A 25,877-nucleotide genomic window follows, 5' to 3' on the forward strand; every position below is an offset into this window, starting at 1 on the left:
GGAGTAATTGGGTAAAAAACCACAATTGCTCCCTTTTCTAAGTTTTGTTTAAATGCTGCCGGGAAGAAATGGGAAGGCTGACAGTAAAAACGGTTCCTGTTTCAAGGCTGCTGGTCAGGCTGATTTTCCCCCTGTGGTGGTCAATAATGGTCTTTGCAATGGAAAGGCCAAGTCCATAGCCTCCTTCCTTGCGTACTCTTGACTCATCTGTCCGGTAAAACCGTTCAAAGACATGGGCCTGGTCTTTTTCAGGAATGGGAGTTCCCGTATTTTGAACGGTCAGGACGGCATTATGGGAAGATTTCTTTAAGCGGACAGATACGGATCCGTTTTTTCCTGCGTATTTGCAGGCATTGTCTAAGAGAATGGTGATTACCTGCTTTAGCTGTGGTTCAAAGCCTTCCAGGATAATGCCCTGGTCAATCTCATTTTCCAGCTTCACCTTATTTTCAAAGGCAATGGATTCAAAAAGCAGGACTCCGTTTAATACCATGTCACTGAAATCCAGGGCAGCCTTTGCAGCCTGGGAGGCCTGGACGGCTCCGGTATCGGACCGGGCCAGAAAAAGCAGCTCTTCCACAAGCTGTTTCATGCGTTCTGCTTCTTCCTTTGTGTTGTCCAGCCATTTCTGCTGGTCCATGATGGTGCATTCCCTATGATGAGAGAGGATCTGCAAATTAGCCAGGATTACAGTAAGAGGTGTTTTTAGTTCATGGGATGCATCGGCAATAAACTGGTTTTGCAACCGCCATGCATTTTCCACAGGCCTTAAAGCCAGGCGGGAAAGGAAAATACTAAGGATCAAAAAAAGAAAAACCGCCACAAGAAAGACAAGCAGACAATTGATCAGCAGGGTCTTTAAATTATTCCGTTCATATCTTTGGTCTGCAAATACTATTTTCGTGCCCTCCGTGGAGGGAACCTTAAGGTAACGGAGGGAATAGTCCTTAAGTTCCCCCTGGAGAGAATCCTCCGCCTTTGTCAGCTCTACCAGAGTGGTAGCCAGGTCCTTAGTAATGGTTATGTTGTTTTCCCTTATATTTTCTATGGAGTTGCGGCTGTTTACGGTCACTACGAAAGCCGGGACAAGAGATGGCAGATTTTTTGGAGGCCTGCGGCCAAATTCCACTTTATCCGGCAGCCGGTCCGGCAGGTTTCGGTCAACGGCCTGATAAAGAGCCATGACGGTCTGCCGTTCCACACGCTTAAAGTTGGCGTAGTAAAATATGCCAAGAACAGCGGAAAGAATGCTTATCACAAAAGCCATGTTAATCAAAACAAATCTTCTTCTTAATTTTTTTATCATAACCTTTCCTCCAGGCGGTATCCGACCTTGCGGAGGGTGTTTATTTCTACCTTTGATCCCACAAAATACAGTTTTTTTCGTAAAAAGGAAATATAAGCCTCCACATTGTTATCCTCTGCGTCAGAATCACTGCCCCATACCCTTGAGATGAGGGCTTCCTTTGAAACGATTCTGCCTGAATTGCCTATAAGGATTTTTAACACCTCAAATTCCTTATATCCAAGATGAATGGATTTGGAGCCGCAGCATAAATCATTGACAGACAAACTAAGGGTTAAGTCTCCGAATTTCATTTCTTCTACGATCACTTCTCCCTGACGGCGGGATAGGGCCCTGATGCGGGCTAACAGCTCTTCAGGAATAAACGGCTTTGTCATATAGTCATCAGCCCCCCGGTCAAGTCCGGTTACCTTATCCTGAATGTCATCCCGTGCGGTCAGCATGAGAACAGGAGTCTGTATGCGGGCATCTCTCAGTTTTTTTACCACATGAAAGCCGTTTTCTCCCGGAAGCATTACATCTAAAACAATGACGTCATATTCCCCGGAAAGACCGCAGGATAAGCCGTCAGTTCCATTATACACAATATCAGCCTGGTAATGCTGCTCCTTCATAATCTGTCCCAAAGCATCGGCCAGTCTTACTTCGTCTTCTACAATCAGTACCTTCATGGTTAGATTCTCCCATAACTATTATTATGAACCTGTTATCATCTATTATAAGTTGAGATTGCTTATTAAGCAATCCTGCATTTTATGCGGGCAATGAGGAAATACCCGCAAAGCGTTTTTTTCTTAGTTGTATCAATCATAATGGATTAAGCTTAAAATATGCTGAAATCTCATGGTAAGAGACTGCTTTGGTTAAGGGATTTCAGGTTAATTTCAGCTTACTATCACAAAACCGACATATGAGCCTGTTAAAATAAGCATCAGATTTGAATAATGAGAGGAGAAACTGGATGAACAGACGGAGAATAGCGGCTTCCCTGGCTTTTGCAATGGCGGCGACGGCAGTCAGTCCTATGATAACGGAGGCATCAAGTAATTTTGATTTAAGGAAAAAGGTAATCGGAGTCTCGGGAATCATGAGTGTTGGGAATCCGGATCTGTCAGTAACGCGGGGGGAATTTGCCGGTATGCTGGTAAATGCCTCTTCCTATCGAAGCACGGCCGGCAAAACCAGCAACACTTCCGTATTTGCCGATGTGCCAAGAAACCATGAATATGCGGCCCAGATCCGGATTGCAGCGGAACAGGGGTGGATGAACGGATATCTGGGCGGAAATTTCAAACCAGACGAATCCATAACACTTCAGGAGGCGGTAAAAGGAGTTCTGGGACTTTTAGGATATGTAAATTCTGATTTTACCGGTGACCAGTCCGGTTCCAGGCTTTCCAAATATCATTTTCTGGAATTAGATGAGAATCTGAATAAAGAGGCTTTGGAAATCTTAAATAAATCGGATTGTATCAATCTGTTTTATAATTTGTTAAAAACAGATACAAAGTCTGGAACCATGTTTGGAAAAAGCTTGAACTGCGAATTGACAAGTGATGGTGAGATCGATCCGTTTACAATGGTCGACAACAGCATCAAGGGACCGAAAATTGCAAAAAGCAAGAGCAGACTCAACTCTATTTTACCTTTTAAGCTTAGTGATGCCAATATTTATCTTGACGGAGAACCTGTTACAAATTCCAGTGATGCAATTGATGTTTCCCTGGAAAGCTCAGATGGAGTCCTGGTATATTATCATACGATTTCTAAAACCGTGTGGCTTTATACCGTTGGAAATGAAAATGAAAACGGACGTTCCGCCGTATTTGGAGAAATTACCAACGTGGTCTATGATTCTGCGGATTTAATGACGCCGGGAGCAATCATACTGGATGACGGCAACACCTATGAGCTTACCAGCACTGAGATGAAGTTTGCATTTTCTTCCTATGGGGACTTAAGGGTAGGAGATACCGTGAATCTGGTCTACACCCTGTCTGTAGACAAGGATGGAAATGAAACCCGGACTGTCATTGATTATATAGAATAGAAGATTAACAGGAGAAGCCGGAATGAAAAAAATCATTCAGAAATTATTTTCAAAAGAAAAAAGAAAAGGCCGGATAAAGGGAAAAAAAGTTTTGGTTTTTCTGATCATAATCCTTGCGGTGCTGGCCGGAGTCATGGCGGCCGCAGGCTTTAAAAAGTCAAAGGCAGCATCAGCCACTGCAAAGAGCATAAGAACTGCAAAGGTAACAAAGCAGGATATCGTTTCTGAGCTATCCTCCTCCGGAACCATTTCTCCCCAGAATACCTATGACATAACCTCTTTGATTGAAGGAGAAGTCATTGCAGCTGATTTTGAAGAGGGAGATGAGGTGGAAAAGGGACAGATCCTCTATCAGATCGACACCTCATCCATGGAATCAGAGATGACATCTGTAAACAACTCCCTTTCAAGAGCCCAGGAAAATTATGAAGCAGCATTGGATGATTATAATTCTGCCTTAGGTGATTACAGCGGAAACACCTATAAATCTACTGAGAGCGGGTACATAAAGTCTCTTTCCATTAAGGAAGGGGATAAGGTGGGAAACAATACGGAAATTGCTTCCATCTACGATGATAAGACCATGAAAATCAAGCTTCCGTTCCTTTCCGGGGAGGCTTCCCAGATAACGACAGGACAGGAGGCGGGTTTAACTCTTACTGATACAGGAGAACAGATCCAGGGTGTGGTCACTTCCGTCAGCAATATGGATGTAACCTTAACAGGCGGACGCATCGTCCGTTATGTCACCATTGAAGTGACAAATCCAGGCGGTCTTACCACGGAAACCCCGGCTACGGCCACGGTCGGTGATTATGTGTGCAGTATGGAAGCGGCCTTTGAGCCGAAGCTTGAGACGACCATAAAAGCAGACCTATCTTCCGGCGTAGAGGTTGGAACTCTGCTGGTTCATGAAGGGGACTATGTAACAAAGGGAACTCCGCTTTTTACAATGGAAAGCAAGTCTGCGGATAAGCTGCTCCGCACTTATAAAGATACTTTGGAAAAGGCCCAGGAAGCTTTAGAAGGAGCAAAAAGCAAGCTGGAGAGCACTCAGAATACTTATGATAATTACACCATCACTGCTCCCATATCCGGAAAGGTCATTACAAAAAACGTGAAGGCAGGAGATAAGATCACCAAAAGCTCCAGCGGAAGTACAACTCTGGCAGTCATATACGATATGTCAGGCTATACCTTTAAAATGTCTGTGGATGAATTGGATGTCAAGTCCGTTAAAGTGGGTCAGGAGGTAATTATTACGGCGGATGCCGTAGCCGGTAAAACCTTTTCCGGCACAGTTACAAATGTAAGCCTGGAAAGCTCTGCCTCCAACGGCGTTACCACTTATCCGGTTACTGTCACCTTAAATGACGGCATGGATGAGCTTCTCCCCGGAATGAACGTAGACGGAGTGATCATTCTGGATAAAGCCAGCGATGTCCTTGCCGTACCGGCTGATGCGCTGATGCGGGGAAATCAGGTTTATGTAAAGGATGAAACGGTGAAGGAGGCTAAGGGGAACATTCCCGCAGGTTTTAGAGCCACAGAAGTTACCACAGGCCTGATCAATGATGATTATGTGGAAATCACCGGCGGACTGGAAGAGAATCAGGAGGTTTACGTTGCACAATCCACTGTAGGCTCCTCAACAAATATCATGATACCGGGAACCATGGGCGGTATAAATGTATCCCCAGGAGGTTCCGGCGGTGGAAACCGGAGCATAGGAAGCGGCGGTTCCGGCAGTGGAAGCCGGAGTACAGGTAACGGCGGCGGTTCAGGAAGCGGAGGCCGCGGTGCAGGCAGCGGCGGTTTCCAGCCCTGACAGCCGTAAGGAGGTTATATAACGTGGAAAATACCTTGATTGAATTAAAGGATATCTATAAAGTATATCAAATGGGAGAGGAAGAGGTCCGTGCAAACAACGGAGTATCCTTAACCATTTGCCGCGGGGAATTCGTGGCGATTGTAGGAAAGTCGGGAAGCGGAAAATCTACGCTTATGAATATCATAGGTGCACTGGATGTTCCCACCTCAGGAGAATATCTTCTGGGCAGTGAGGATGTGGGCAGGATGTCGGATAACCAGCTGGCAGGGATACGGAATAAGATGATCGGCTTTATCTTCCAGCAGTATAATCTGCTTCCCAGACTGAATCTTCTTGAAAATGTGGAACTGCCCCTGTTATATGCAGGGGCAGGGGCCAATGAACGGAACAAACGGGCTATGGCCTCTCTGGAGCGGGTAGGTCTGGCGGAAAAGTGGAAAAATTTTCCTAACCAGCTTTCCGGAGGCCAGCAGCAGAGGGCTTCCATTGCAAGGGCACTGGCAGGAGATCCCTCCCTTATTCTGGCTGATGAACCTACTGGAGCCCTGGATTCAAAAACCAGCCGGGAAGTCCTTAATTTCTTAAAAAAGCTGAACGATGAAGGGAATACCATTGTCATGATCACCCATGACAGGGCCATTGCCCGGGAAGCCAGGCGGGTGATCCGGGTACACGATGGTAAGATTAATTTCGATGGAGACGTAAATGAATATTCTGCAATCCTTTAAAATGGCTTTAAAGAGCATCTGGAGCAATAAGATGCGTTCCTTTCTCACCATGCTTGGAATCATTATCGGCGTGGCATCGGTCATTATTCTGGTAAGCCTTGTAAACGGGCAAATGTCCTATATGACGGAACGTTTTGCCAGCATGGGCACCAACCAGATCAATGTGAACGTAACCAATCTTTCATCCAGGTCCATAACCGTGGATCAGATGTATGAATTTTATAAAGACAACAGAAATCTTTTTTCTCAGATGACGCCAAAGGTTTCTTTATCCTCTACCTTAAAAAACGGAACGGAATCACTGACCAATACTTCCGTATCCGGCGTCAGCGAGGAATATTTGGAAATGAAGGATCAGACCCTGGATTCAGGACGGTTCCTCCAGTATTCCGATATCCTGTCCAGGCAAAAAGTTTGTGTTGCAGGCTATTATGTGGCCTGGGAATTATACGGAGGAGCAGAAAAAGCCATTGGCCAGTCCATAAAAATAAACGGGTATGCCTACAGGATCGTTGGCGTGGTTTCCAGGCAGGATGAGGCTGAGCTTGAGGCCGGGGGTTCGGACGACGTATTGTACCTTCCCTACAGCAGTGCAGCCAAAATGAACAACACTGCGGACATAAACAGCTATGTCTTTGCCACCGCTGATATAGACCATACCGCAGAGGCCAAGGAGGCCATTAACACCTTTCTTTATGGGACCTTTAAGGATGAGGACTTATACCGGATTACTGCAATGAGTGAGCTTTTAGACTCCTTAAATTCCATGATTTCCATGATGTCCATGATGCTTGGCGGAATCGCCGGGATCTCTCTTTTAGTTGCAGGAGTGGGTGTCATGAACATCATGCTGGTGTCGGTAACGGAACGCACCAGGGAAATAGGGATCAGGAAGGCGTTGGGAGCAAAAAAACACAACATCATGCAGCAGTTTGTTATAGAAGCCGCAGTTACCAGCTCTCTTGGCGGGGTAGTGGGTATCCTGGCAGGCTCTGTGGCAACCACAGTCATTGGAACTGCCATGGGTATGAATGCAACCCCAACACCGGCTGCCGTCATGGTATCCTTTAGCGTATCCGTTGGAATCGGCCTTTTGTTCGGCTATATGCCTGCCAGAAGAGCTGCTGATTTAAACCCCATTGATGCTCTGCGCAGCGAGTAAAAAACCAACAATTTCTTGCAAATCTATCATATTGGTGATACTATTTGCATAGTTACCAAAGGAGTAGCTCATATTTGGGCTGCTCCTTTTGCGTAGAGTAAATTAGTGGAGCATGAGAAAGGGAAGAATTATGAAGGTTGTTGATATGCACTGTGATACCATTTCAGAGCTTTTTTACCGGAAGGAAGAAGGAAAGGTCTTTTCCGTCTTAAAAAATGACTGCCATATTGATTTGGAGCGAATGAAAAAAGGAGATTACTGCTTACAGAACTTTGCCCTGTTTACAAATCTCGCCAGGCAGGAACAGCCGTTTGAATATTGTATGAAGCTTGTTGACCTCTTTTATATTGAGCTGGAAAAATATGAGGATATGATTGGTATTGTAAAAAGCTACAGGGACATTGAAGAAAACCGGAAAAATGGGAGAATGTCTGCCATGCTGACCATAGAGGAAGGAGGCGTCTGCCAGGGAGAACCGGCGTTCTTAAGGAATTTTTACCGGCTGGGAGTCCGTATGGCGACCCTTACCTGGAACTATAAAAATGAGCTGGGACATCCCAACCGGATCTGGGAGGAAAACGGAGAGGCCTTTTTTGAACCGGAAACGGAGCATGGGCTTACGGAAAAAGGAATTGAATTTGTCCGGGAGATGGAAAGACTGGGAATCGTCATTGATGTGTCCCATTTGTCAGATGCCGGGATAGAAGACGTGTTCCGGTATACGGAAAAGCCGTTTGTGGCCAGCCATTCCAATGCCAGGGCCATTGCCTCCAATCCCAGAAACTTAACGGATGATATGATAAAAAAACTTTCAGAACGGGGCGGCGTCACCGGAATCAATTATTGCGCCGATTTTCTTCATGACTGGAAAAAGGGAGAAGGAGTCTTAAGCAGGGTGGAAGATATGGTTTCCCATATGAAGCATATAAAGAAGGTTGGAGGAATCCAGTGTATTGGGCTTGGATCGGATTTTGATGGAATCGGAGGGGATTTAGAGCTTAAATCTCCGGAAGACTTACCCCTTTTGGAAGCTTATATGAAAAAAGAGGGATTTTCAGAAAGGGAAATTGAGGCAGTCTTTTATGGGAATGTCCTTCGGGTTTATAAAGAAATTTTACATTAAGACAAAATTTTACATAAATTTTACATTTACGTGCATATTTTTTTACATAGACTTGATATAGTGTTTACAATAATGTACTATCATGAAAAACTTGGAGGATGCTATGTCAATTACAGAAATACAAATGCTATTTAAATTCATCGGGGGACTGGGGATGTTCCTTTATGGAATGGACGCCATGGCCGACGGACTCCAAAAATCAGCAGGCCATAAAATGCAGCAGCTTTTAGGAGTCCTGACCAGCAACCGGCTCATGGGTGTGCTTTTAGGAACCGGAATTACCGCCATCATCCAGAGCAGCTCAGCCACCACAGTCATGGTGGTAGGATTTGTAAATGCCGGGATCATCAATCTGGAGCAGGCCGTTGGCATCATTATGGGCGCCAACATCGGAACAACCGTTACCAGCTGGATCGTATCCATGAGTGAATGGGGAGAGATGATGAAGCCCGAGTTTTTTGCTCCGGCCCTGGTAGGTGTGGGCGCTGTTTTAAGCCTCTTTACCGGAAGCGGAAAGAAAAAACAGATTGGTGAGATCCTGGTAGGCTTTGGTGTGCTGTTTATTGGGCTTACGTTCATGTCAGATTCCATCACTCCTTACAGGAACGCCCCTATTTTCAGCCAGGCATTTTCCATTATGGGAAGAAATCCACTTCTTGGAATATTAGCAGGACTTGTTGTTACCGGCATCATCCAAAGCTCCTCAGCCTCCGTAGGAATTTTGCAGACTCTGGCTCTCAACGGAATCGTAAACTGGCAGTCAGCGATTTTTATCACCTTAGGGCAGAATATCGGTACCTGTGTAACCGCTCTGCTTTCCAGTGTGGGAGCTAACAAAACGGCCAAACGCGCCGCTGTCATTCATCTTCTTTTTAATGTGGTCGGTGCTGTTATTTTCGGCTGTATCATGTTTGTAGTGTTTAAGTTGAATCCGGTTTTTGCGGCTTCACGAATCAGCAGTGTGGGAATATCCATCTTCCATACCATATTTAATGTGAGCAATACCATTATTTTATTCCCCTTTGCCGGTCTTCTGGTAAAGGCCTCAGGCTTCTTTGTACGGGAGAATAAAAAGGAAGCTCCAATGGATCCTGATACCCAGATGAAGCGCCATCTGGATGAGAGAATTTTAGAGACTCCTTCTTTTGCCATTGAAAATGTAAATCATGAAGTTGTGAGCATGGGAAATGCTGCCATGGAAAACTTAGACTTAGCGGCTGCCGCTATTCTTGGCAACAACAGGGCAGAAGCAAAGCTTGTGGAAAAAATGGAACAGAAGATCAATGATTATGAAAAGATGCTCACAGATTATCTGATAAAAATCAACAACCAGTCCTTAAACGAGGAGCAGCATCTTCTGGTTAAAAACTTATTTTATACGATCAGCGATTTTGAGCGGGTCAGTGATCACTGTGAGAACTTATCCGAACTGGCAATGGAAAAAGCCAACCGGAACATTATTTTTTCAAAGGAAGCTGAAAATGAAATCAAGGAAATGATTAAGGAGGTTCGTTCCTCTCTGGAGCATGCCATAAAAGCCAGGGAGACTGGAGACATGTCAGAGGTCCGTGCAGTGATCCAAAGTGAAGAACGTGTGGACAGCCTGGAAGAGGAATTAAGAGAACGCCATATCGAACGATTATCCGCACAAACCTGTAAGCCGGAAAACGGAGTCATCTTTTTAGATGCCTTAAGCAATCTGGAACGTATTTCTGACCATGCTCATAATATTGCAGGTTACGTGAGGGATGAAATGTAGCAGAAAACGGAACGTCCTGCGGGTAGGAAAGAGGAAAGGAGAATGTATGGAGCGTATCTATGTAATTGAAGACGACGACAACATCAGGGACTTAATTAAAATTGCCCTGGAAGGTTTTGGTTATGAAGTATCTGCATTTGAGATGGCGGAGGAAGCCTTAAGGCATATTGAGTCAGACAAGCCGGCCCTGGCGGTGTTTGATCTGATGCTTCCCGGTATGGACGGACTGACAGCCATTCGCAGGATTCGGAAAAATGAGTCTTTAAAGGATATTCCAGTTCTTATTCTGACCGCAAAAGACAGAGAGTTTGATAAGGTGGCCGGACTTGACGGCGGAGCCGACGACTATATGACAAAGCCCTTTGGAGTCATGGAGCTGGCCGCCAGGATCCGAAGTCTTTTGCGGCGCAGCACCAGAGGACAGGCTGACTCAAACGAACTGAATCAATATTGCTTAAGCTTAAATAAAAAGACAAGAGAGGTCCATTGTGACGGTGTCAAGGTTGAACTGACGTTAAAGGAGTTTGAGCTTTTGCAGTATTTGATGGAGAACCATAATAAGGTCGTCACCAGAGATGAGCTTTTAAATCATATCTGGGGGTATGATTACGATGGGGAGACCAGGACCCTGGATATGCATATCCGTACACTCCGGCAAAAGCTGGGAGAAAACGGCGGTTCCTGCATCAAGACGATCCGCGGCGTAGGCTATCGTTTTATTAAGACGGAAGAGTAGGGAAATTTATAGTCTGGCTATATGCCGCATAATGAGGGAATCTATGAGAAGCGTGATCTTTAAAAAATTTATCCAGATCATTTTAGTAGTGCTGATACTCAGCTGCTCTGTTTTTTATATTGCCTCCAGCAGTGCATTGCTTAAAAATTCCAGAAAAGATATGACATACACCTTAAGAGCCATGGATGAGATCCTGGATTATTCCGGCGATCTTGCCGGAGAAATAGGAGGCATTAAGCAGTCACTGGGAGAGAATGAAAGCCGTTTTACAATTATACGCATGGATGGAAGCATTGTGGCCGATACTGGAAATGTACCGGCCGCCCCCCTGGATAATCATTTGGACAGGGAAGAAGTGAAAGAAGCTCTTTCAGAGGGAACCGGCACGGCCAGGCGCTATTCCGAGACCCTTAAGGAAAATATGCTTTACGTGGCAATCCGCTCCTCACGGGCGGATTATATTCTTCGTATGGCAATTCCATATTCCGGCATGAAAGAATATCTGATGCTGTTATTGCCTTCGATCTGGCTCAGCTTTCTGGTGGCCATTATGTATTCCGCATTTTCGGCGGACAGCTTTTCAAAATCCATTACAAGACCGTTAAAGGAAATTTCCCAGGAAATGTTAAAAGTAAATGGGGATTATACAGACCTTTCCTTTGAAACCTATCAGTATCCGGAGATTAATATTATAGCGGAAACAACCAGGTCAATGTCTAAAAATATAAAAGAATATTTAAACCAGATTGAGCTGGAAAAGCAGATCCGCCAGGAATTTTTCAGCAATGCTTCCCATGAGCTGAAAACTCCCATCACATCGGTTCAAGGGTATGCGGAGCTTTTAGAAAGCGGGATCATTCAGGATGAAGAACAAAAGATGGATTTTATAAGGCGGATCAAAAAGGAAGCGGTCAATATGAATCACCTCATCAATGACATCCTGATGATTTCCCGGCTTGAGGCAAAGGAAGCAGAGGTCTTAAAAAGTGATGTGCGCCTGTCCATTCTTTTAGATGATATCGTCGAATCTTTAAAACCGCTGGTTGCATCTCATGAAGTCATCATCCATGTAGACTGCAAGCCTCTTTGTATTTATGCCAATGGACAGCAGATGAAGGAGCTTTTTGGAAATCTTATAAGCAATGCGGTCAAATATAACAAACCCGGCGGCCAGGTATGGGTCACAGTGACAGAAGAGGACCACAATGTGATAATCCGTGTTAAAGATAATGGGATGGGTATCCCAAAAGAATCTTTAAACCGTATTTTTGAGCGGTTTTACCGTGTGGACAAGGGGCGTAGCAAAAAACAGGGCGGGACCGGCCTGGGACTTTCTATCGTAAAGCACATCGTAAATTTTTATCATGGTACCATTACCGTCCGTTCAGAGCTTGATGTGGGAACGGAATTTGTTGTAAAGATTCCAATTCAGGAAAAAATGTGTTAATATTGATTCAGCAAATGATAGGAGGTGTACAGATATGGGAAGTTTTGTTTTAACCTGCTGTTCTACAGTAGATATGAAGAAGGAATTTTTTGAACAGCGCCAAATTCCCTATGTGTGTTTTCACTATACAATGGATGGCGTCACCTATCCGGATGATTTAGGACAGAGTATTCCCTTTCCTGAGTTTTATAGCCGGATCGCCAAAGGTGCGGCCCCTGTGACTTCCCAGGTAAATGTGGAAGAATATTGTGATTTTTTTGAACCATTTTTAAAGGAAGGCAAGGATATTCTGCACCTCACCCTTTCCTCCGGCATTTCAGGAACCTACAATTCTGCCTGCGTGGCCAGGGAAGAAATGAGCTCTAAGTATCCGGAAAGAAAAATCGTCATTGTGGATTCCCTTGGGGCTTCTGCCGGCTATGGACTTCTGACCGATGCAGTGGCCGACTTAAGGGATAAGGGTGTTTCCCTGGAAGAAGCAAGTGAATGGGTGGAGAATAACAAGCTATTTGTGCATCACTGGTTCTTCTCCACGGATTTAACCAGTTTTAAGCGGGGAGGCAGGATCTCAGCCACATCCGCAATGCTTGGTACTGTGCTTAATATCTGCCCTCTTATGAGTGTTGACGGCAAGGGGCATCTGGTCCCCAGGCAGAAGATCCGTACCAAGAAGAAAGCAATCCATGAGATTGTAAACACAATGGAAGCCCATGCGGACGGCGGAAGGGATTACAGCGGGAAATGCTTTATCTCTTATTCCGCCTGTGAAAATGATGCCAGGGAAGTAGCGGCCCTGGTGGAAGAGCGCTTCCCAAGGCTTTCTGAAAAGGTGCTGTTAAACAGCATTGGTGCTGTCATCGGTTCCCATACAGGTCCTGGTACTGTGGCATTATTTTTCTGGGGTGACAAAAGAATGGATTAGTTTTTCTCCCGGAGAGTATTTTCCTGATAATGAGGATGCTCTCCGGGATTTTCTTTTACATAAACACCAAAGTGTGATAAGATAAAGGCTGAATGCAGGAAAAAGGAGAGCTCTTATGAAAGTTAAAAATTCAGCACATGTGGCAGCGTTATACGGAATGCTGATTGCACTGGCCTTTGTTCTCAGCTTTGTAGAAACTCTGATTCCCATTTCTCTTGGAATACCGGGAGTAAAGCTGGGACTTGCCAATCTGGTCACAATTGTGGGGCTCTATACGGTAGGGACAGGCGGAACGGTTTTTATTTCACTTTTGAGGATCATTCTCACCGGATTTACCTTTGGAAACTTATTTGCCATGGTCTACAGCCTGGGAGGCTGGAGCTTAAGCCTTCTTCTAATGGTTCTTTGCAAGAGAAAAAACTGGATGGGTACAACGGGAATCAGTATTCTGGGAGGTGTGGGTCATAACATCGGACAGGTTTGCGTGGCAGCCCTTGTGGTCAAACAGGCAGGAGTGTTCTTTTATCTTCCCATGCTTCTGGTAGCAGGTACGGCCGCAGGACTTATCATAGGGATCCTAGGCGGCATGATCATTAGCCGGATCAATAATTATATTAAAAAAATGCAATAAAAACAAAATATAGTATATTGTTTTGCTCCTTTTAGAAAGGTATAATTGGATAGGTATATAAGGAGAAAAGAAACCAGGAGGGACACCACAATGATGTATGAGGCAATTAAGAAACTGGTACAATATGGACTTAACACAGGCTTGATCGAGGAAACGGACCGTTTTTATGCCCTTAACCAGATCCTTGATGTAATGATGATGGACGAATATGAGGAGCAGCCAGGAGAATGGGACCATATTGATCTGGAAGCTGTTTTAAAGGAATTGCTGGATTATGCCTGCCAGGCCGGAATAATAGAAGAAGACAGCGTTACATACCGGGACTTGTTTGATACAAAGCTGATGAATTGTCTGATGCCAAGGCCGGGTGAAGTAGAAAAGACGTTCTGGAATCTGTATCAGAGTCAGTCACCTGAGACTGCAACCGGATATTATTATAAACTGAGCCAGGATTCTGATTATATCAGGCGTTATCGGATCAAAAAGGACATGCGGTGGGTGACACCTACTAAATACGGCGATCTGGACATTACGGTGAATTTATCAAAGCCTGAGAAGGATCCAAAGGCCATTGCCGCCGCAAAGCTTGTGAAACAAAGCGGTTATCCCAAATGCCAGCTTTGCATGGAAAATGAGGGTTATGCGGGAAGGACAAACCATCCGGCCAGAAATAACCACAGGATCATCCGTCTTAAAATCAACAACGGTGAGTGGGGGTTTCAGTATTCCCCCTATGTTTATTATAACGAACACTGTATCGTTTTCAACGGCCGGCACATCCCCATGAAGATAGAGAGAGACACCTTTGTAAAGCTGTTTGATTTTGTAAAGCTGTTCCCACACTATTTTCTTGGTTCCAATGCGGATCTGCCCATTGTAGGAGGATCCATCCTTTCCCACGACCATTTCCAGGGGGGGAATTATGATTTTGCCATGGCTAAGGCTCCTTTGGAGAACTGTTTCCAGATGGAAGGCTTTGAAGGAGTGGAAGCCGGAATCGTGAAATGGCCCATGTCCGTACTGCGAACCAGGAGCAAGAACCCAGAGGACTTAATTGCCCTTGGGACAAAGGTTCTGGGTGCCTGGAGAGCTTATACGGATGAGGAAGCCTTTATCTTTGCGGAAACGGAGGGGGAGCCTCATAACACCATCACCCCAATTGCCAGAATGCGGGATGGTGTATATGAGCTTGATCTGGTCTTAAGAAACAATATCACCACAGAAGAATTCCCTCTTGGTGTTTATCACCCTCATCAGGAGCTTCATCACATCAAAAAAGAGAATATCGGCTTAATTGAGGTCATGGGATTGGCGGTCCTGCCTTCCAGACTAAAGGAAGAGCTGAATCTGCTGGCCAGGTGCATTGTGGAAGGAAAAGATATAAGAGATGATAAAACCATTGAGAAGCACGCGGACTGGGCGGAGGGTTTTCTTGGAAAATATGAAAACGTGACAAAAGAAAACGTGGATGATATTTTAAAAAAGGAGGTTGGCCTGGTATTTGAGCGGGTCCTGGAGGATTCGGGCGTTTACAAATGTGATGAACAGGGACGAAACGGGTTTAAACGGTTCCTTGCCAGTGTGGGATTTAAACCTTGTTCACAATAGAAAGGCTGTGAGCCCATCAGATGGATTGGTGTTTGTAATTACCGCCCCTTTGAGGTATAGTCGAGTTGTAGTGGAAGGAAATATTAAATTCACTCAATAATTGGACTAAACCGGCTAAAGGAAGCCGGAGGGGAGCAGATAAACAGTCATGAAGCAGATAGAAAACAAAACACTGAGAACGCTTACAGAGTATGGACTGATCACGTTCAGCATCTGGATTATGGTGGTGGGAATCTATTTTTTCAAATTCCCCAATAATTTTGCATTCGGAGGTGTCACAGGGTTTGCAACAGTTTTCAGTGCATTAACCCATTGGTCGGCCAGTGAGTTTACAAACATTGTGAACACCGTATTGCTGGTGCTTGGCTTTCTCTTCCTGGGACGGAGCTTTGGGATCAAAACGGTTTACGCCACTATCCTGATGTCCGTATTTCTATATTTTTTGGAACGGCTGTATCCTATTACAAAACCTCTTACGAAGGAACCGCTTTTGGAACTGATTTTTGCCATTCTTTTGCCAAGCGTTGGCACTGCCATCCTTTTTAACACGGGAGCTTCCAGCGGAGGAACGGACATTATTGCCATGATACTGAAACGGTACACCAGCCTTAACATAGGAACCGTGCTTTTACTGGTGGATTTGGCAGGGGTCATCCTGGCCTACTTTGTATTCGGACCGGAGACCGGACTGTTCTCTTCTCTAGGTCTATTGGCTAAATCTCTTATCATCGGTGATGTCATTGAGAATATCAACTTATGCAAATGCTTTAGCATCATCTGCGATGATCCGGTGCCCATTTGCGATTATATCATACACGGACTTAACAGGAGCGCTACGGTTTACGAGGCACAGGGCGCTTTCAGCCATCATAAAAAGACAGTGATCCTGACAACCATGAAACGTTCCCAGGCACTTAAGCTTAAAAAGTATATACGTACTGTGGAACCATCAGCATTTATACTGATATCCAATTCCAGTGAAATTATAGGAAATGGATTTCTGGCAAATTAATCAAGACCGGAGAATTTAAATTCTCCGGTCTTTTTGGCGAACAGAGCAGGAATAGCGGCTTCTGTTATCGTCATTTTTTACAAAAATGCACTTTAGCGCTTTAAAAACACATAAAATTAAAGTAATAAAATTGACGGCTTGTCTTTTTTGTAGTATGATACGAATTAAGTTCCAAAAAGGACGAAATTTTGGAAGGAAGAGGAGAGAAGATTATGAAAAAATCAGCAAAAGTTTTATCACTGGTTCTTGCCGGCGCTATGATGATGTCCTTATCAGCTTGCGGCAGCAAAACATCGGATCCGGCAACCTCTGCGGCGGAAAAGACAGGCGAAGCGGCAGAATCCACGGCAGAAAAGACGGAAGATGGAAAGCAGTTTAAAATCGGGGTTCTCCAGCTTGTGCAGCATGCAGCCTTAGATGCAACCAATAAGGGCTTTATCCAGGCACTTGATGATGCAGGTCTTAACTATACCGTTGACCAGCAGAATGCCTCCGGTGACCAGCCTACGTGCCAGACCATTGCCAGCAAGCTGGTCAATGACAAAGATGATTTGATCCTTGCCATCGCAACACCGGCAGCTCAGGCTGTGGCAGGAGCTACAAGCGATATACCGATTCTGATGACAGCGGTCACTGATCCGGCAGCCTCAGATTTGGTTGAAAGCAACGATAATCCAGGCGGAAACGTAAGCGGAACCTCTGATTTAACTCCTGTGAAAGAGCAGATATCCCTGTTAAAGCAGATTCTCCCTGATGCAAAAAACGTTGGAATCCTTTTCTGTTCCGCAGAATCCAACTCTGAGATTCAGGCCAAGATGGCAAAAGAAGCAATTGAAGCAGAAGGCATGACAGCAGTGGAGTACACCGTGTCCAGCTCCAACGAGATCCAGACGGTGGTTACCTCCATGGTAGGCAAGATCGATGCCCTCTATGTTCCCACTGATAATACCATTGCTGCAGGTATGGCAACCGTCAGCATGGTAGCCAATGAAAACGGCATTCCGGTGATTTGTGGGGAAGAAGGCATGGTAAAGGCTGGCGGTCTTGCTACATACGGCATTGATTATTATGAACTGGGTTACTTAACCGGTCAGCAGGCAGTGAAGATCTTAAAAGAGGGTGCGGATATCTCCAAGATGCCCATTGAATACCTTCCTTTAGATAAGTGCAAGCTGACTGTCAATGAGGAAACTGCAAAGACTCTTGGGATTGATGTTTCCGGCCTTGAATAAACAGAATGAAACAGGAATGAACGGCAGGCATGGCCATTTGACTGGCCCGCCTGCCATCCATAGATGCTTTACATAAAGGATGGGGATTTCATTTTTTATGTAAGGCATTTATGCCTATGAACGCCCTTCGGGCATACCTTTACACCCGGTAAAGCGGGGTGGGCTCTGCCCAAAATACATGGGCAGGAAATATGAAATGAGAAAATATGCGGAGGAATGATTGATGAGTGGTTTGCTGGTATCCCTTCAGGATGCAGTTGTTCAGGGGGTTTTATGGGGGATTATGGTTTTAGGGGTTTACATTACCTACAAACTGTTGGATATTGCCGATTTGACGGTAGATGGAAGCTTTGCCATGGGCGGCTGTGTATGCGCTGTTATGATACTGAATTTTCATGCAGATCCCTGGGTTGCCTTAGGGGTTGCGGTGGTGGCCGGGATGTCAGCCGGAGCAGTGACCGGAATGCTCCATACGATCTTTGAGATACCGGCAATTCTGGCAGGAATCCTGACGCAGATCGGGCTTTGGTCCATTAATCTCCGGATCATGGGTGGAAAGAGTAATGTGCCGCTTTTAAAGACAGATACGATTATGTCTAAATTCATAGCTGTAACCGGATTAAGCAAGCAGGCCGCCGCCATGATCATCGGAATCGGGCTGGCAATCCTTATGATTTCCCTTCTTTACTGGTTCTTTGGGACGGAAATCGGCAGCGCCATGCGCGCTACAGGCAATAATCAGGCCATGATCCGCGCCCAGGGCGTCAATACGAACTGGACAAAGCTTCTGGCACTTACCATCAGCAACGGGCTTGTGGGACTTTCCGGAGGGCTGGTCTGTCAAAGCCAGAAATATGCGGATATCGGTATGGGGACCGGTGCCATTGTCATCGGCCTTGCCGCTATTGTCATTGGTGATGTACTGATGGGAAAGCTGCGCTCCTTTGCAAGCAAGCTTACCTCTGCAGTAGTTGGTTCTGTCATATATTTTGTGATCCGTGCCGTGGTTTTGAGAATGGGCATGAATGCCAATGATATGAAGCTGCTGTCGGCTGTGATCGTTGCAGTGGCGCTTTGCGTACCGGTTATGGCGAATAAATGGCGCATCAGAAAATCTTATACAGAAGGAGGAGAATAACTGTGCTGGATATTAAAAATGTGAGAAAAACATTTAATATAAACACCATCAATGAAAAAAAGGCATTGAATGGCATTGACCTCCATCTGAGCGAAGGTGATTTTGTCACTGTGATCGGCGGGAACGGAGCGGGAAAGTCCACGATGTTGAATATGATAGCAGGAGTGTATCCGATTGATTCCGGAAAGATCCAGATTGATGGGATCAATATTTCCAGGGATCCGGAGTACAAAAGAGCCAAGTATATCGGCAGGGTATTCCAGGATCCTATGCTGGGAACTGCCGCCGGAATGGAAATACAGGAAAATATGGCGCTGGCTTATCGGCGGGGCCAGGGAAGAAGCCTTGCCTGGGGAATCAAAACCAGTGAAAAAGCCTATTATCATGAGGCGCTTAATAAACTGGGACTGGGACTTCAGGACCGTATGACCAATAAGGTAGGACTTCTTTCCGGAGGTCAGAGACAGGCACTTACCCTGCTGATGGCAACTCTGAAAAAACCAAAACTCCTTCTCCTTGATGAACATACCGCTGCACTTGACCCCAAAACTGCCAAAAAGGTTCTGGAAATCACCCAGGAGATTGTAAGAGAACAAAATCTCACTACGCTTATGATCACTCATAACATGAAGGATGCCATCCAGATTGGCAACCGGCTTGTCATGATGCATGAAGGCCGCATCATTTATGATGTATCAGGGGAAGAAAAAAAGAAACTGGAAGTAGAGGACCTTCTTAAGAAATTTGAAGAGGCAAGCGGTGAGGAATTTTCAAACGACAGAATGATTCTGGCGAAATAACCATTGAACATATGGGACAGGGACCTTTGTAAGGGTTTCCTGTCCTTTGCTATTTGCTTTAGTGACAGGAAGCTTATTTTTTCAAATTTGCATTACTCGAATGTAACTTATTTAATATTTGTAACATAATCTTAATAATTTTTTGCTGGACCTATATCGCAAAGTATGACATTTTATGCTATACTTAGACAGATATGCTCATAGTCTGAATCGGCTTTCCAATAGAATACAGAAAGATGGAGAGAAAGTACAGGATGGAAAACAACAACGAGAAAAAAGATTATATAATCCGTTTGGATAAGGCCAGAAAAAAACGTAGTAAGAATGATTATAAGAAACTTTTGGTACTGGGAGGCGCGTCGGTTCTTTGTGTGGCAGCCATTTCAGCGTTGGGAATCGCAGTAAAGAATCACATCTTTGCAAAACCGGCAGGGCTTGCTACCGCATCTGAGGCTTATGCAATAAAAATGGAGGAATCAGCAGGCTTGAACGCAGAAGCTGAGTCCAAGGCCCAGGCAGCAAAGGAAAAAGAAGAAAAAGAAAAGGTAGTAAATTCTTACAATAATTTAGGAATCATCCAGGTATCAGGATATTTAAACGTGAGAAAAGCACCGGGTACTGAGGAGGATGTAATCGGAAAGCTCCAGGGAGACAGTGCCTGTGATATCCTGGAAAAGACAGATTCCGGCTGGTACAAAATATCTTCCGGCGGAATTGAAGGATATATAAATTCCGAATTTGTTTTAACAGGGGAAGATGCAAAAAAGAAAGCAATGGATCTGGTAAAGCTGAGAGCTGTTGTTCAGACCGACAGCATGAACATCAGGAAAGAACCATCCACCAGTTCGGATGTGGTGGGACAGGCTCTTTTAAATGAGCGGTATGAGGTATTAGGACAGACAGATGGCTGGGTGCAGGTTCCTTCCGGGTATTTATCAGCGGATTATGTTGAACTGGAGTATGGACTGAATGAGGCGAGAAAACTGGATTTAAAGGCTATGATATTCAACCTCTATAAGAATATCGGTATTTCCGACGTGGATAATTATTTGAACGTGAGAGAAGAACCTAACGAAAAAGGCAAGGTCATTGCAAAGATGCCAAGCAAAGCCGCGGGAAATATTTTAGAGAAAACAGATGACGGATGGTATAAGATTCAGTCCGGTAAGATTACGGGCTATGTGAAGTCCGATTATATCCTGACAGGACAGGCGGCAAAGGATGAGGCCCTGCAGGTGGCAGAGCTTATGGCCATCGTCGACACGGATATGTTAAACGCCAGGTCCGAACCTTCTACTGACTCAAAGATATGGACCCAGATATCCAACAACGAACGGTATCCTGTTTTAAAGCAGATTGACGGCTGGATACAGATCGAGCTGGAGGAAAACAGCAGCGCCTATGTATCCACAGATTTCGTTGATGTCCGGTATGCTCTTCCTGAGGCAATCAAATTTTCTCCTCTGGAGGAAAAAGCCAATGCACAGGCATCATTAAGGACCCAGATCGTCAATTATGCCCTGCAGTTTTTGGGAAATCCATATGTTTGGGGCGGAACCAGCCTGACCAAAGGGGCGGACTGTTCCGGATTTACCATGTCTGTTTACGCTAATTTTGGCATTAGACTGCCTCATTATTCCGGTTCTCAGGCCGGTATGGGAAAAGCAGTGAAGTCAGGGGAAATGAAACCTGGTGATCTGATCTTTTATGCAGACAGCAGAGGAACCATAAACCATGTTGCCATGTATATCGGCAACGGGCAGATCGTACATGCGGCCAGCAGGCGGAGCGGCATTAAAATTTCTACATGGAATTACCGCACACCGGTAAAGATACGAAATATGATCGGTGATTAACTTAAGACTCCCGGATTGAAATTTAATTGATGTTCTGATTAAATTTCAATTCGGGAGTTTTTTTGCTTTTAAATTTTTCTCTTGTTTACAAATTCTGGAAAAAGGATTATAATAAGTACAACCGTTATATTTCTAAAAATATAACGGAAAGGCGGGATCCGGTATGAAAACAGGTGCGGTCATTTTTGCGGCGGGGCATAAAAGTGCCACCAGTACATTTAAACCATTGATGCCTATTGGCGGTACAACCGTTATTAGACGAATAATCATGACGTTAAAGAGGTCCGGTGTAGATCCGATCGTGGTCATAACCGGAAAAGATGCAAAGGAATTGGAAAAACACATTTCCAAGCTAAGAGTGATATGCCTCAGAAATGAGAATTATGAAAATACCCAGATGTTTGACAGCATTTGTACAGGCCTCAATTACATTGAGGATCTGTGCGGCCGGGTTCTTATTCTTCCGGCAAAATTCCCCATGCTTCTGCCGGAAACCATTAAAAAAGTTATGAACAGCAGCCAGCTGGCCGCTTGTCCGGTCTTTGACGGCCGCAGAGGCCATCCGATTATGATCAGCAAGGAGCTGATCCCCTCCATCCTGTCATACAATGGAAGACAAGGGCTGCGGGGAGCTTTTAAGCAGCTGGAAGCAGATGTCTTAATTGAAGAAATCCCAGTTGATGATAAAGGAATCATAGAGTCCATGGAAACGGATGAGGCCTATGGAGAAAGCCGTGATACGGGACAGGCATCCATGCACCCCACTGCAAATCTGTTTCTGGAATGTGACGAGATTTTTTTTGGGCCGGGGATTGCCCAGTTTTTGGTGCTGATTGAGCATAACGGTTCCATGCAGACGGCTTGCAGGCAGATGAACATGTCTTACAGCAAAGGTTGGAAAATCATAAAAGAGGCAGAAAAGCAGCTTGGATATCCTCTTTTGATCACCCGGTCAGGCGGAGCAGAGGGAGGATTTTCCCAGCTCACACCTAAAACAAAGGATTTTCTGAACCGGTTCTTAAGCATGGAAAAAGAATTAAATGAAAAAACAGAAGAACTGTTTATGAAATATTTTGAGGGGGTATTGAAATGAGAAAGCTGTTTAAAACGGTTCTGGATACACTGGAAAAAGGCGAAGACGGAGTGTTAGTAACCATTATTGCAAGTTCTGGTTCCACTCCCAGAGGCGCAGGGTCCCATATGCTGGTAAGACGGGACGGGACCACGGAAGGAACCATCGGAGGCGGAGCGGTGGAATACCGGTCCATCCAAAGATCACAAAAAGCGATTGAGGAAAAGGCATCCTATCTGCACAGCTTTGTACTGGGGAAGGAGCAGGTAGCTGATCTGGGAATGATCTGCGGTGGTGATGTGGTGGTTTACTTCCAGTATCTGGATCATGAAAATCAGGAATTTAAGGACTTATGCAGGAAGATAGAAGAAGCCTATGACAAAGATGAAGACAGCTGGCTTATTATGGATATTACCAACGAAACCACATGGGGGCTTGACATCTACAGCAAATCAGCGGGATTTACAGGAATAAAGGGAATTGACGAAGAGGATAGAAAACTTCTCCTTCAACATAAAGCGGTTCAAAAAGACTTCGGTGAGCGTAAGTATTACAGCGAGCCTCTGGTCCGGGCCGGGGGCGTCTATATTTTCGGAGGCGGACATGTGGCACAGGAATTGGTCCCTGTTCTGGCACACGTAGGTTTCCGGTGTACCGTTTTTGATGACCGGCCGGAATTTGCCAATGAAAAGCTGTTTCCTCAGGCAGAGAAGACCATTGTAGGGGATTATGAAAGGATTTTTGACGACCTTGAATTAAGGGAATGTGATTATGTCTGCGTCATGACCAGGGGACACCAGTCGGATTACGTTGTTCAAAGACAGGTCCTTACGAAAAATGCCTGCTATGTCGGTGTAATTGGCAGCCGCAGGAAACTGGAAACTTTAGCCGAAAAGCTTATGGCAGACGGCGTTACCAGAGAACAGATCGACAGCTGTCACAGCCCCATCGGCCTGGAAATCTATGCGGAAACACCTGCTGAAATCGCCATCAGCGTGGCAGGAGAACTGATTGCTGTCAGAGCTCTGCGGGAAGGGCGAAAAAAATAATGGGGAAATTTCTGTTTTTAAAAGGTGATTCCGGAGAAGGAAAGACAACCTTGCTTTTTGAATGCTTAGAACCCTGGCACCGGATGATTGGAGGGTTTTATTCCCAGCGTTTGTTAAGTGAAGATGGAAAGACCATGGGATTTCGTATGGTCCCGGCAGAGGAAGAATGGGTTCCTGCGGCTGCCTATAAAAAAGGAATGACCAATGTTTTTATTGAATGGGCTGAAAATGGATTTCAAAAAAATCTTCAGTTTTTTGAAACACATGGGATAGAAATTCTGCGTTCGTCCGCTCAAAGCGGGCTTTGCCTTCTGGATGAAATAGGCGGGGTGGAGCTTTTTGCGCCGGAATTTATGGAGGAAGTTCTTTGCTGTATTGACAGTCAGGTACCCTGTATCGGAGTTTTGAAAAGCCAGAAAAATCTGGAGGCCATGAGAACCAGAGTTCCCACAGAGCCGGATCCGGACAAGCTTCTTCGTGATTTGGAAGAAAAGCTTGGAAAACGGTCAAATGGACGAATTCTAACATTTGATCGCGAAAAAAAAGAATACATTCGGGCGGAAATTATGGAATTTTTGAGAGAATGTACGGAAAAGGAAGGAAAGGAAACGCATGGTAGAAAGGGACTGGATTTATAAAAGACGTTTTGGAATCATAGTGCTCTTATTTATTGTCTGCTTTTTGGGTTCCTTTTTGCTTGGACGATACCCGGTATACCCGGACACGCTCTTAAAGATCCTTCTTTCAGCAATTTTTCCCATAAAGACCACCTGGCCTGCCCAGGCAGAGACTGTTGTTTTTCAGGTCCGTCTTCCAAGAGTTTTTATGGCAGCATTGATCGGAGGAGGATTGTCCTGTGCAGGCGCCGCTTATCAGGGGATTTTTAAAAACCCCATGGTTTCGCCGGACGTTCTGGGTGCATCCTCTGGCGCAGGATTAGGTGCTGCCCTGGGATTGTTTTTTTCACTGGGATATAACGGAGTAACAATCAACGCCTTTCTTTTTGGTCTTGGTGCCGTAGGGATTGTCTGTCTTGTCAGCAGCCGGGTAAAGTATAATCCTGTACTGGGACTTGTGCTGTCCGGTATGATGGTAAGCTCCCTTGCTTCCGCAGCAGTTTCTTTTTTAAAACTGGTGGCGGATCCGACCAATACCCTACCTGTCATTACCTATTGGCTTATGGGAAGCCTGGCATCCATCCGGCAGAAGGACGTTATGTTTGCCGCACCATGGATCCTGATGGGAATCCTTCCGATTTATCTTCTCCGGTGGCGGATCAATGTTTTAAGTCTTGGTGAAGATGAAGCGAGGAGCATGGGGATCAATGCCGGGAGGCTCCGTTTTATCATTGTAGTCAGCGCAACTTTAATTACCTCAGCAGCAGTTTCGGTCAGCGGGCATATCGGCTGGGTGGGACTGGTAATCCCTCATTTTGCCAGAATGCTGGTAGGAAGCGATTACCGCAGGCTATTGCCGGCCTCTCTGCTTATGGGGGGCAGTTTTCTGTTGATCGTGGATAATTTTGCAAGGCTTTTGGCTACCAGTGAGATCCCCATCGGCATTTTGACTGCATTTGTTGGTGCTCCGTTCTTTTTGTATCTTATTTTGCGGGAAGGAAACCGGTTATAGAGGAGGGGAGATATGGAGCTGACAGTTAAAAATCTGGAATTCGGCTATCACTGTTTTCCGGTATTAAAGGGGATCGATTTTTCATTCAACAAGGGAGAGTTGGTCTGCGTTCTTGGAAAAAACGGTGCAGGAAAGAGTACGCTTTTTCGCTGCATATTAGGTCTATTAAAGGGATACAAGGGAGAGATTCTGATCGATGGAAGAGAACGCCGGCACTTTTCAGAACGGGAATTGGCCGGAAGGATCGCCTATATACCCCAGAACCACGATACTGCATTTTCTTTTTCGGTTCTGGATATGGTGCTCATGGGAACAACTGCCTCCCTGCCCCGTTTTGCGGGTCCGGGGCAAAAAGAAAAGGACAGGGCATTGAATGCTCTGAAGCTTTTAAAGATCGACGGTCTTAAGGACCGTATATTCGGACAGATCAGCGGCGGAGAACAGCAGCTTGTGCTGATTGCAAGGGCCATCGCCCAGGAGGCAAAAATACTTGTTATGGATGAACCCTGTTCCAGCTTAGATTACGGCAACCAGATCCGTGTCATGGAGGAACTGCGGAACTTGTCAGAAAAAGGATATCTGATTGTGCAATCAACCCATAATCCGGAGCATGTCTTTCATTTTGCCCATAAAGCACTGGTGATGATGGATGGAAAGATAACGGCTTTGGGTGAGCCGGAGAAGATCTTGACAAAAGAACTTTTGGAAGGCGTATACAAGGTGCCCATTGAGATCTATGAAGATTTAAAAAGCGGAAAAAAGGTGTGTATGCCTGGGGGAAGGTGA

At 45.2% G+C, this 25,877-nt stretch carries 23 protein-coding genes; 21 read left to right on the top strand and 2 right to left on the bottom strand.

Going from position 1 to position 25,877, the window contains the following annotated elements:
* Positions 1-37 precede the first annotated feature (37 nt).
* Together ABFV83_RS06160 and ABFV83_RS06165 are read right to left on the bottom strand one after the other, a co-directional pair.
* Positions 38-1,306 (bottom strand): HAMP domain-containing sensor histidine kinase, encoded by a 1,269-nt coding sequence (locus tag ABFV83_RS06160; protein ID WP_349948040.1) that lies wholly within the window; start codon positions 1,304-1,306, stop codon positions 38-40.
* Positions 1,303-1,977 carry a response regulator transcription factor gene (locus ABFV83_RS06165; RefSeq protein WP_349948041.1) on the bottom strand — a complete coding sequence of 225 codons (675 nt, stop codon included), beginning with the start codon at positions 1,975-1,977 and terminating at the stop codon, positions 1,303-1,305. Before ABFV83_RS06165 ends, ABFV83_RS06160 begins: the two co-directional genes overlap by 4 nt.
* Before the next feature lie 290 nt (positions 1,978-2,267).
* On the opposite strand from ABFV83_RS06165, the gene ABFV83_RS06170 reads away from it, so the two are divergent.
* The 21 genes from ABFV83_RS06170 to ABFV83_RS06270 all read left to right on the top strand — a co-directional run bounded on the left by ABFV83_RS06170 (position 2,268) and on the right by ABFV83_RS06270 (position 25,877).
* Positions 2,268-3,356: an S-layer homology domain-containing protein gene (locus tag ABFV83_RS06170; protein ID WP_349948042.1), complete on the top strand. Its 1,089-nt coding sequence runs from the start codon at positions 2,268-2,270 to the stop codon at positions 3,354-3,356.
* A 22-nt stretch (positions 3,357-3,378) separates the two neighbouring features.
* Positions 3,379-5,184, top strand: coding sequence for an HlyD family efflux transporter periplasmic adaptor subunit (locus tag ABFV83_RS06175; protein ID WP_349948043.1), 1,806 nt, complete (start codon positions 3,379-3,381; stop codon positions 5,182-5,184).
* 71 nt (positions 5,185-5,255) lie between these two features.
* Positions 5,256-5,915 carry an ABC transporter ATP-binding protein gene (locus ABFV83_RS06180; RefSeq protein ID WP_349948874.1) on the top strand — a complete coding sequence of 220 codons (660 nt, stop codon included), beginning with the start codon at positions 5,256-5,258 and terminating at the stop codon, positions 5,913-5,915.
* Positions 5,899-7,077, top strand: coding sequence for an ABC transporter permease (locus tag ABFV83_RS06185; RefSeq protein ID WP_349948875.1), 1,179 nt, complete (start codon positions 5,899-5,901; stop codon positions 7,075-7,077). The genes ABFV83_RS06180 and ABFV83_RS06185 overlap by 17 nt, the downstream gene beginning before the upstream one ends.
* Positions 7,078-7,207: 130 nt before the next feature.
* A complete protein-coding gene (locus ABFV83_RS06190; protein ID WP_349948044.1) occupies positions 7,208-8,200 on the top strand; it encodes a dipeptidase in 993 nt (330 codons plus the stop codon).
* A 103-nt stretch (positions 8,201-8,303) separates the two neighbouring features.
* Positions 8,304-9,959 (top strand): Na/Pi cotransporter family protein, encoded by a 1,656-nt coding sequence (locus ABFV83_RS06195; RefSeq protein ID WP_349948045.1) that lies wholly within the window; start codon positions 8,304-8,306, stop codon positions 9,957-9,959.
* 46 nt (positions 9,960-10,005) lie between these two features.
* Complete coding sequence (locus tag ABFV83_RS06200; RefSeq protein WP_349948046.1) at positions 10,006-10,695, top strand: response regulator transcription factor; 690 nt, start codon at positions 10,006-10,008, stop codon at positions 10,693-10,695.
* A gap of 43 nt (positions 10,696-10,738) precedes the next feature.
* On the top strand, positions 10,739-12,142 hold the full coding sequence (locus tag ABFV83_RS06205) for an ATP-binding protein (protein ID WP_349948047.1): 1,404 nt from the start codon (positions 10,739-10,741) through the stop codon (positions 12,140-12,142).
* Positions 12,143-12,176: 34 nt separating this feature from the next.
* The gene (locus ABFV83_RS06210) at positions 12,177-13,064 is read left to right on the top strand and encodes a DegV family protein (protein ID WP_349948048.1); all 888 of its coding nucleotides are present in this window, start codon (positions 12,177-12,179) and stop codon (positions 13,062-13,064) included.
* Positions 13,065-13,179: 115 nt separating this feature from the next.
* Positions 13,180-13,695, top strand: a complete 516-nt coding sequence (locus ABFV83_RS06215; protein ID WP_349948049.1) for a Gx transporter family protein — start codon at positions 13,180-13,182, stop codon at positions 13,693-13,695.
* Between the two features lie 90 nt (positions 13,696-13,785).
* Positions 13,786-15,303, top strand: a complete 1,518-nt coding sequence (galT, locus tag ABFV83_RS06220; RefSeq protein WP_349948050.1) for a UDP-glucose--hexose-1-phosphate uridylyltransferase — start codon at positions 13,786-13,788, stop codon at positions 15,301-15,303.
* A 148-nt stretch (positions 15,304-15,451) separates the two neighbouring features.
* On the top strand, positions 15,452-16,315 hold the full coding sequence (locus ABFV83_RS06225) for a YitT family protein (RefSeq protein WP_349948051.1): 864 nt from the start codon (positions 15,452-15,454) through the stop codon (positions 16,313-16,315).
* Positions 16,316-16,527: 212 nt separating this feature from the next.
* Complete coding sequence (locus ABFV83_RS06230) at positions 16,528-17,547, top strand: ABC transporter substrate-binding protein (protein WP_349948052.1); 1,020 nt, start codon at positions 16,528-16,530, stop codon at positions 17,545-17,547.
* Positions 17,548-17,770: 223 nt separating this feature from the next.
* Positions 17,771-18,685, top strand: a complete 915-nt coding sequence (locus ABFV83_RS06235) for an ABC transporter permease (RefSeq protein ID WP_349948053.1) — start codon at positions 17,771-17,773, stop codon at positions 18,683-18,685.
* Positions 18,686-18,687: 2 nt separating this feature from the next.
* Positions 18,688-19,485 (top strand): ATP-binding cassette domain-containing protein, encoded by a 798-nt coding sequence (locus ABFV83_RS06240; protein WP_349948054.1) that lies wholly within the window; start codon positions 18,688-18,690, stop codon positions 19,483-19,485.
* A 254-nt stretch (positions 19,486-19,739) separates the two neighbouring features.
* A complete protein-coding gene (locus ABFV83_RS06245) occupies positions 19,740-21,341 on the top strand; it encodes an SH3 domain-containing protein (protein ID WP_349948055.1) in 1,602 nt (533 codons plus the stop codon).
* 163 nt (positions 21,342-21,504) lie between these two features.
* The gene (locus ABFV83_RS06250; RefSeq protein WP_349948056.1) at positions 21,505-22,434 is read left to right on the top strand and encodes an NTP transferase domain-containing protein; all 930 of its coding nucleotides are present in this window, start codon (positions 21,505-21,507) and stop codon (positions 22,432-22,434) included.
* Positions 22,431-23,462 (top strand): XdhC family protein, encoded by a 1,032-nt coding sequence (locus ABFV83_RS06255; protein WP_349948057.1) that lies wholly within the window; start codon positions 22,431-22,433, stop codon positions 23,460-23,462. The genes ABFV83_RS06250 and ABFV83_RS06255 overlap by 4 nt, the downstream gene beginning before the upstream one ends.
* Positions 23,462-24,100, top strand: a complete 639-nt coding sequence (locus tag ABFV83_RS06260) for a nucleoside-triphosphatase (RefSeq protein WP_349948058.1) — start codon at positions 23,462-23,464, stop codon at positions 24,098-24,100. Before ABFV83_RS06255 ends, ABFV83_RS06260 begins: the two co-directional genes overlap by 1 nt.
* Positions 24,075-25,091, top strand: coding sequence for an iron ABC transporter permease (locus tag ABFV83_RS06265; RefSeq protein WP_349948059.1), 1,017 nt, complete (start codon positions 24,075-24,077; stop codon positions 25,089-25,091). The genes ABFV83_RS06260 and ABFV83_RS06265 overlap by 26 nt, the downstream gene beginning before the upstream one ends.
* Before the next feature lie 12 nt (positions 25,092-25,103).
* Positions 25,104-25,877, top strand: coding sequence for an ABC transporter ATP-binding protein (locus ABFV83_RS06270; RefSeq protein WP_349948060.1), 774 nt, complete (start codon positions 25,104-25,106; stop codon positions 25,875-25,877).

The sequence above is a fragment of the Lacrimispora sp. BS-2 genome, from assembly GCF_040207125.1.
In the GTDB taxonomy this organism is placed as follows: Bacteria; Bacillota; Clostridia; order Lachnospirales; family Lachnospiraceae; genus Lacrimispora.

What these genes read in the sequence shown, in the direction of transcription:
- ABFV83_RS06235 (WP_349948053.1), top strand. Translation starts at nt 17,771, where the DNA reads ATGAGTGGTTTGCTGGTATCCCTTCAGGATGCAGTTGTTCAGGGGGTT.
- ABFV83_RS06180 (WP_349948874.1), top strand. Translation starts at nt 5,256, where the DNA reads ATGGGAGAGGAAGAGGTCCGTGCAAACAACGGAGTATCCTTAACCATT.
- ABFV83_RS06245 (WP_349948055.1), top strand. Translation starts at nt 19,740, where the DNA reads ATGGAAAACAACAACGAGAAAAAAGATTATATAATCCGTTTGGATAAG.
- galT (WP_349948050.1), top strand. Translation starts at nt 13,786, where the DNA reads ATGATGTATGAGGCAATTAAGAAACTGGTACAATATGGACTTAACACA.
- ABFV83_RS06205 (WP_349948047.1), top strand. Translation starts at nt 10,739, where the DNA reads ATGAGAAGCGTGATCTTTAAAAAATTTATCCAGATCATTTTAGTAGTG.
- ABFV83_RS06260 (WP_349948058.1), top strand. Translation starts at nt 23,462, where the DNA reads ATGGGGAAATTTCTGTTTTTAAAAGGTGATTCCGGAGAAGGAAAGACA.
- ABFV83_RS06160 (WP_349948040.1), bottom strand. Translation starts at nt 1,306, where the DNA reads ATGATAAAAAAATTAAGAAGAAGATTTGTTTTGATTAACATGGCTTTT.
- ABFV83_RS06255 (WP_349948057.1), top strand. Translation starts at nt 22,431, where the DNA reads ATGAGAAAGCTGTTTAAAACGGTTCTGGATACACTGGAAAAAGGCGAA.
- ABFV83_RS06270 (WP_349948060.1), top strand. Translation starts at nt 25,104, where the DNA reads ATGGAGCTGACAGTTAAAAATCTGGAATTCGGCTATCACTGTTTTCCG.
- ABFV83_RS06215 (WP_349948049.1), top strand. Translation starts at nt 13,180, where the DNA reads ATGAAAGTTAAAAATTCAGCACATGTGGCAGCGTTATACGGAATGCTG.
- ABFV83_RS06190 (WP_349948044.1), top strand. Translation starts at nt 7,208, where the DNA reads ATGAAGGTTGTTGATATGCACTGTGATACCATTTCAGAGCTTTTTTAC.
- ABFV83_RS06170 (WP_349948042.1), top strand. Translation starts at nt 2,268, where the DNA reads ATGAACAGACGGAGAATAGCGGCTTCCCTGGCTTTTGCAATGGCGGCG.
- ABFV83_RS06210 (WP_349948048.1), top strand. Translation starts at nt 12,177, where the DNA reads ATGGGAAGTTTTGTTTTAACCTGCTGTTCTACAGTAGATATGAAGAAG.
- ABFV83_RS06175 (WP_349948043.1), top strand. Translation starts at nt 3,379, where the DNA reads ATGAAAAAAATCATTCAGAAATTATTTTCAAAAGAAAAAAGAAAAGGC.
- ABFV83_RS06225 (WP_349948051.1), top strand. Translation starts at nt 15,452, where the DNA reads ATGAAGCAGATAGAAAACAAAACACTGAGAACGCTTACAGAGTATGGA.
- ABFV83_RS06230 (WP_349948052.1), top strand. Translation starts at nt 16,528, where the DNA reads ATGAAAAAATCAGCAAAAGTTTTATCACTGGTTCTTGCCGGCGCTATG.
- ABFV83_RS06265 (WP_349948059.1), top strand. Translation starts at nt 24,075, where the DNA reads ATGGTAGAAAGGGACTGGATTTATAAAAGACGTTTTGGAATCATAGTG.
- ABFV83_RS06200 (WP_349948046.1), top strand. Translation starts at nt 10,006, where the DNA reads ATGGAGCGTATCTATGTAATTGAAGACGACGACAACATCAGGGACTTA.
- ABFV83_RS06250 (WP_349948056.1), top strand. Translation starts at nt 21,505, where the DNA reads ATGAAAACAGGTGCGGTCATTTTTGCGGCGGGGCATAAAAGTGCCACC.
- ABFV83_RS06165 (WP_349948041.1), bottom strand. Translation starts at nt 1,977, where the DNA reads ATGAAGGTACTGATTGTAGAAGACGAAGTAAGACTGGCCGATGCTTTG.
- ABFV83_RS06195 (WP_349948045.1), top strand. Translation starts at nt 8,304, where the DNA reads ATGTCAATTACAGAAATACAAATGCTATTTAAATTCATCGGGGGACTG.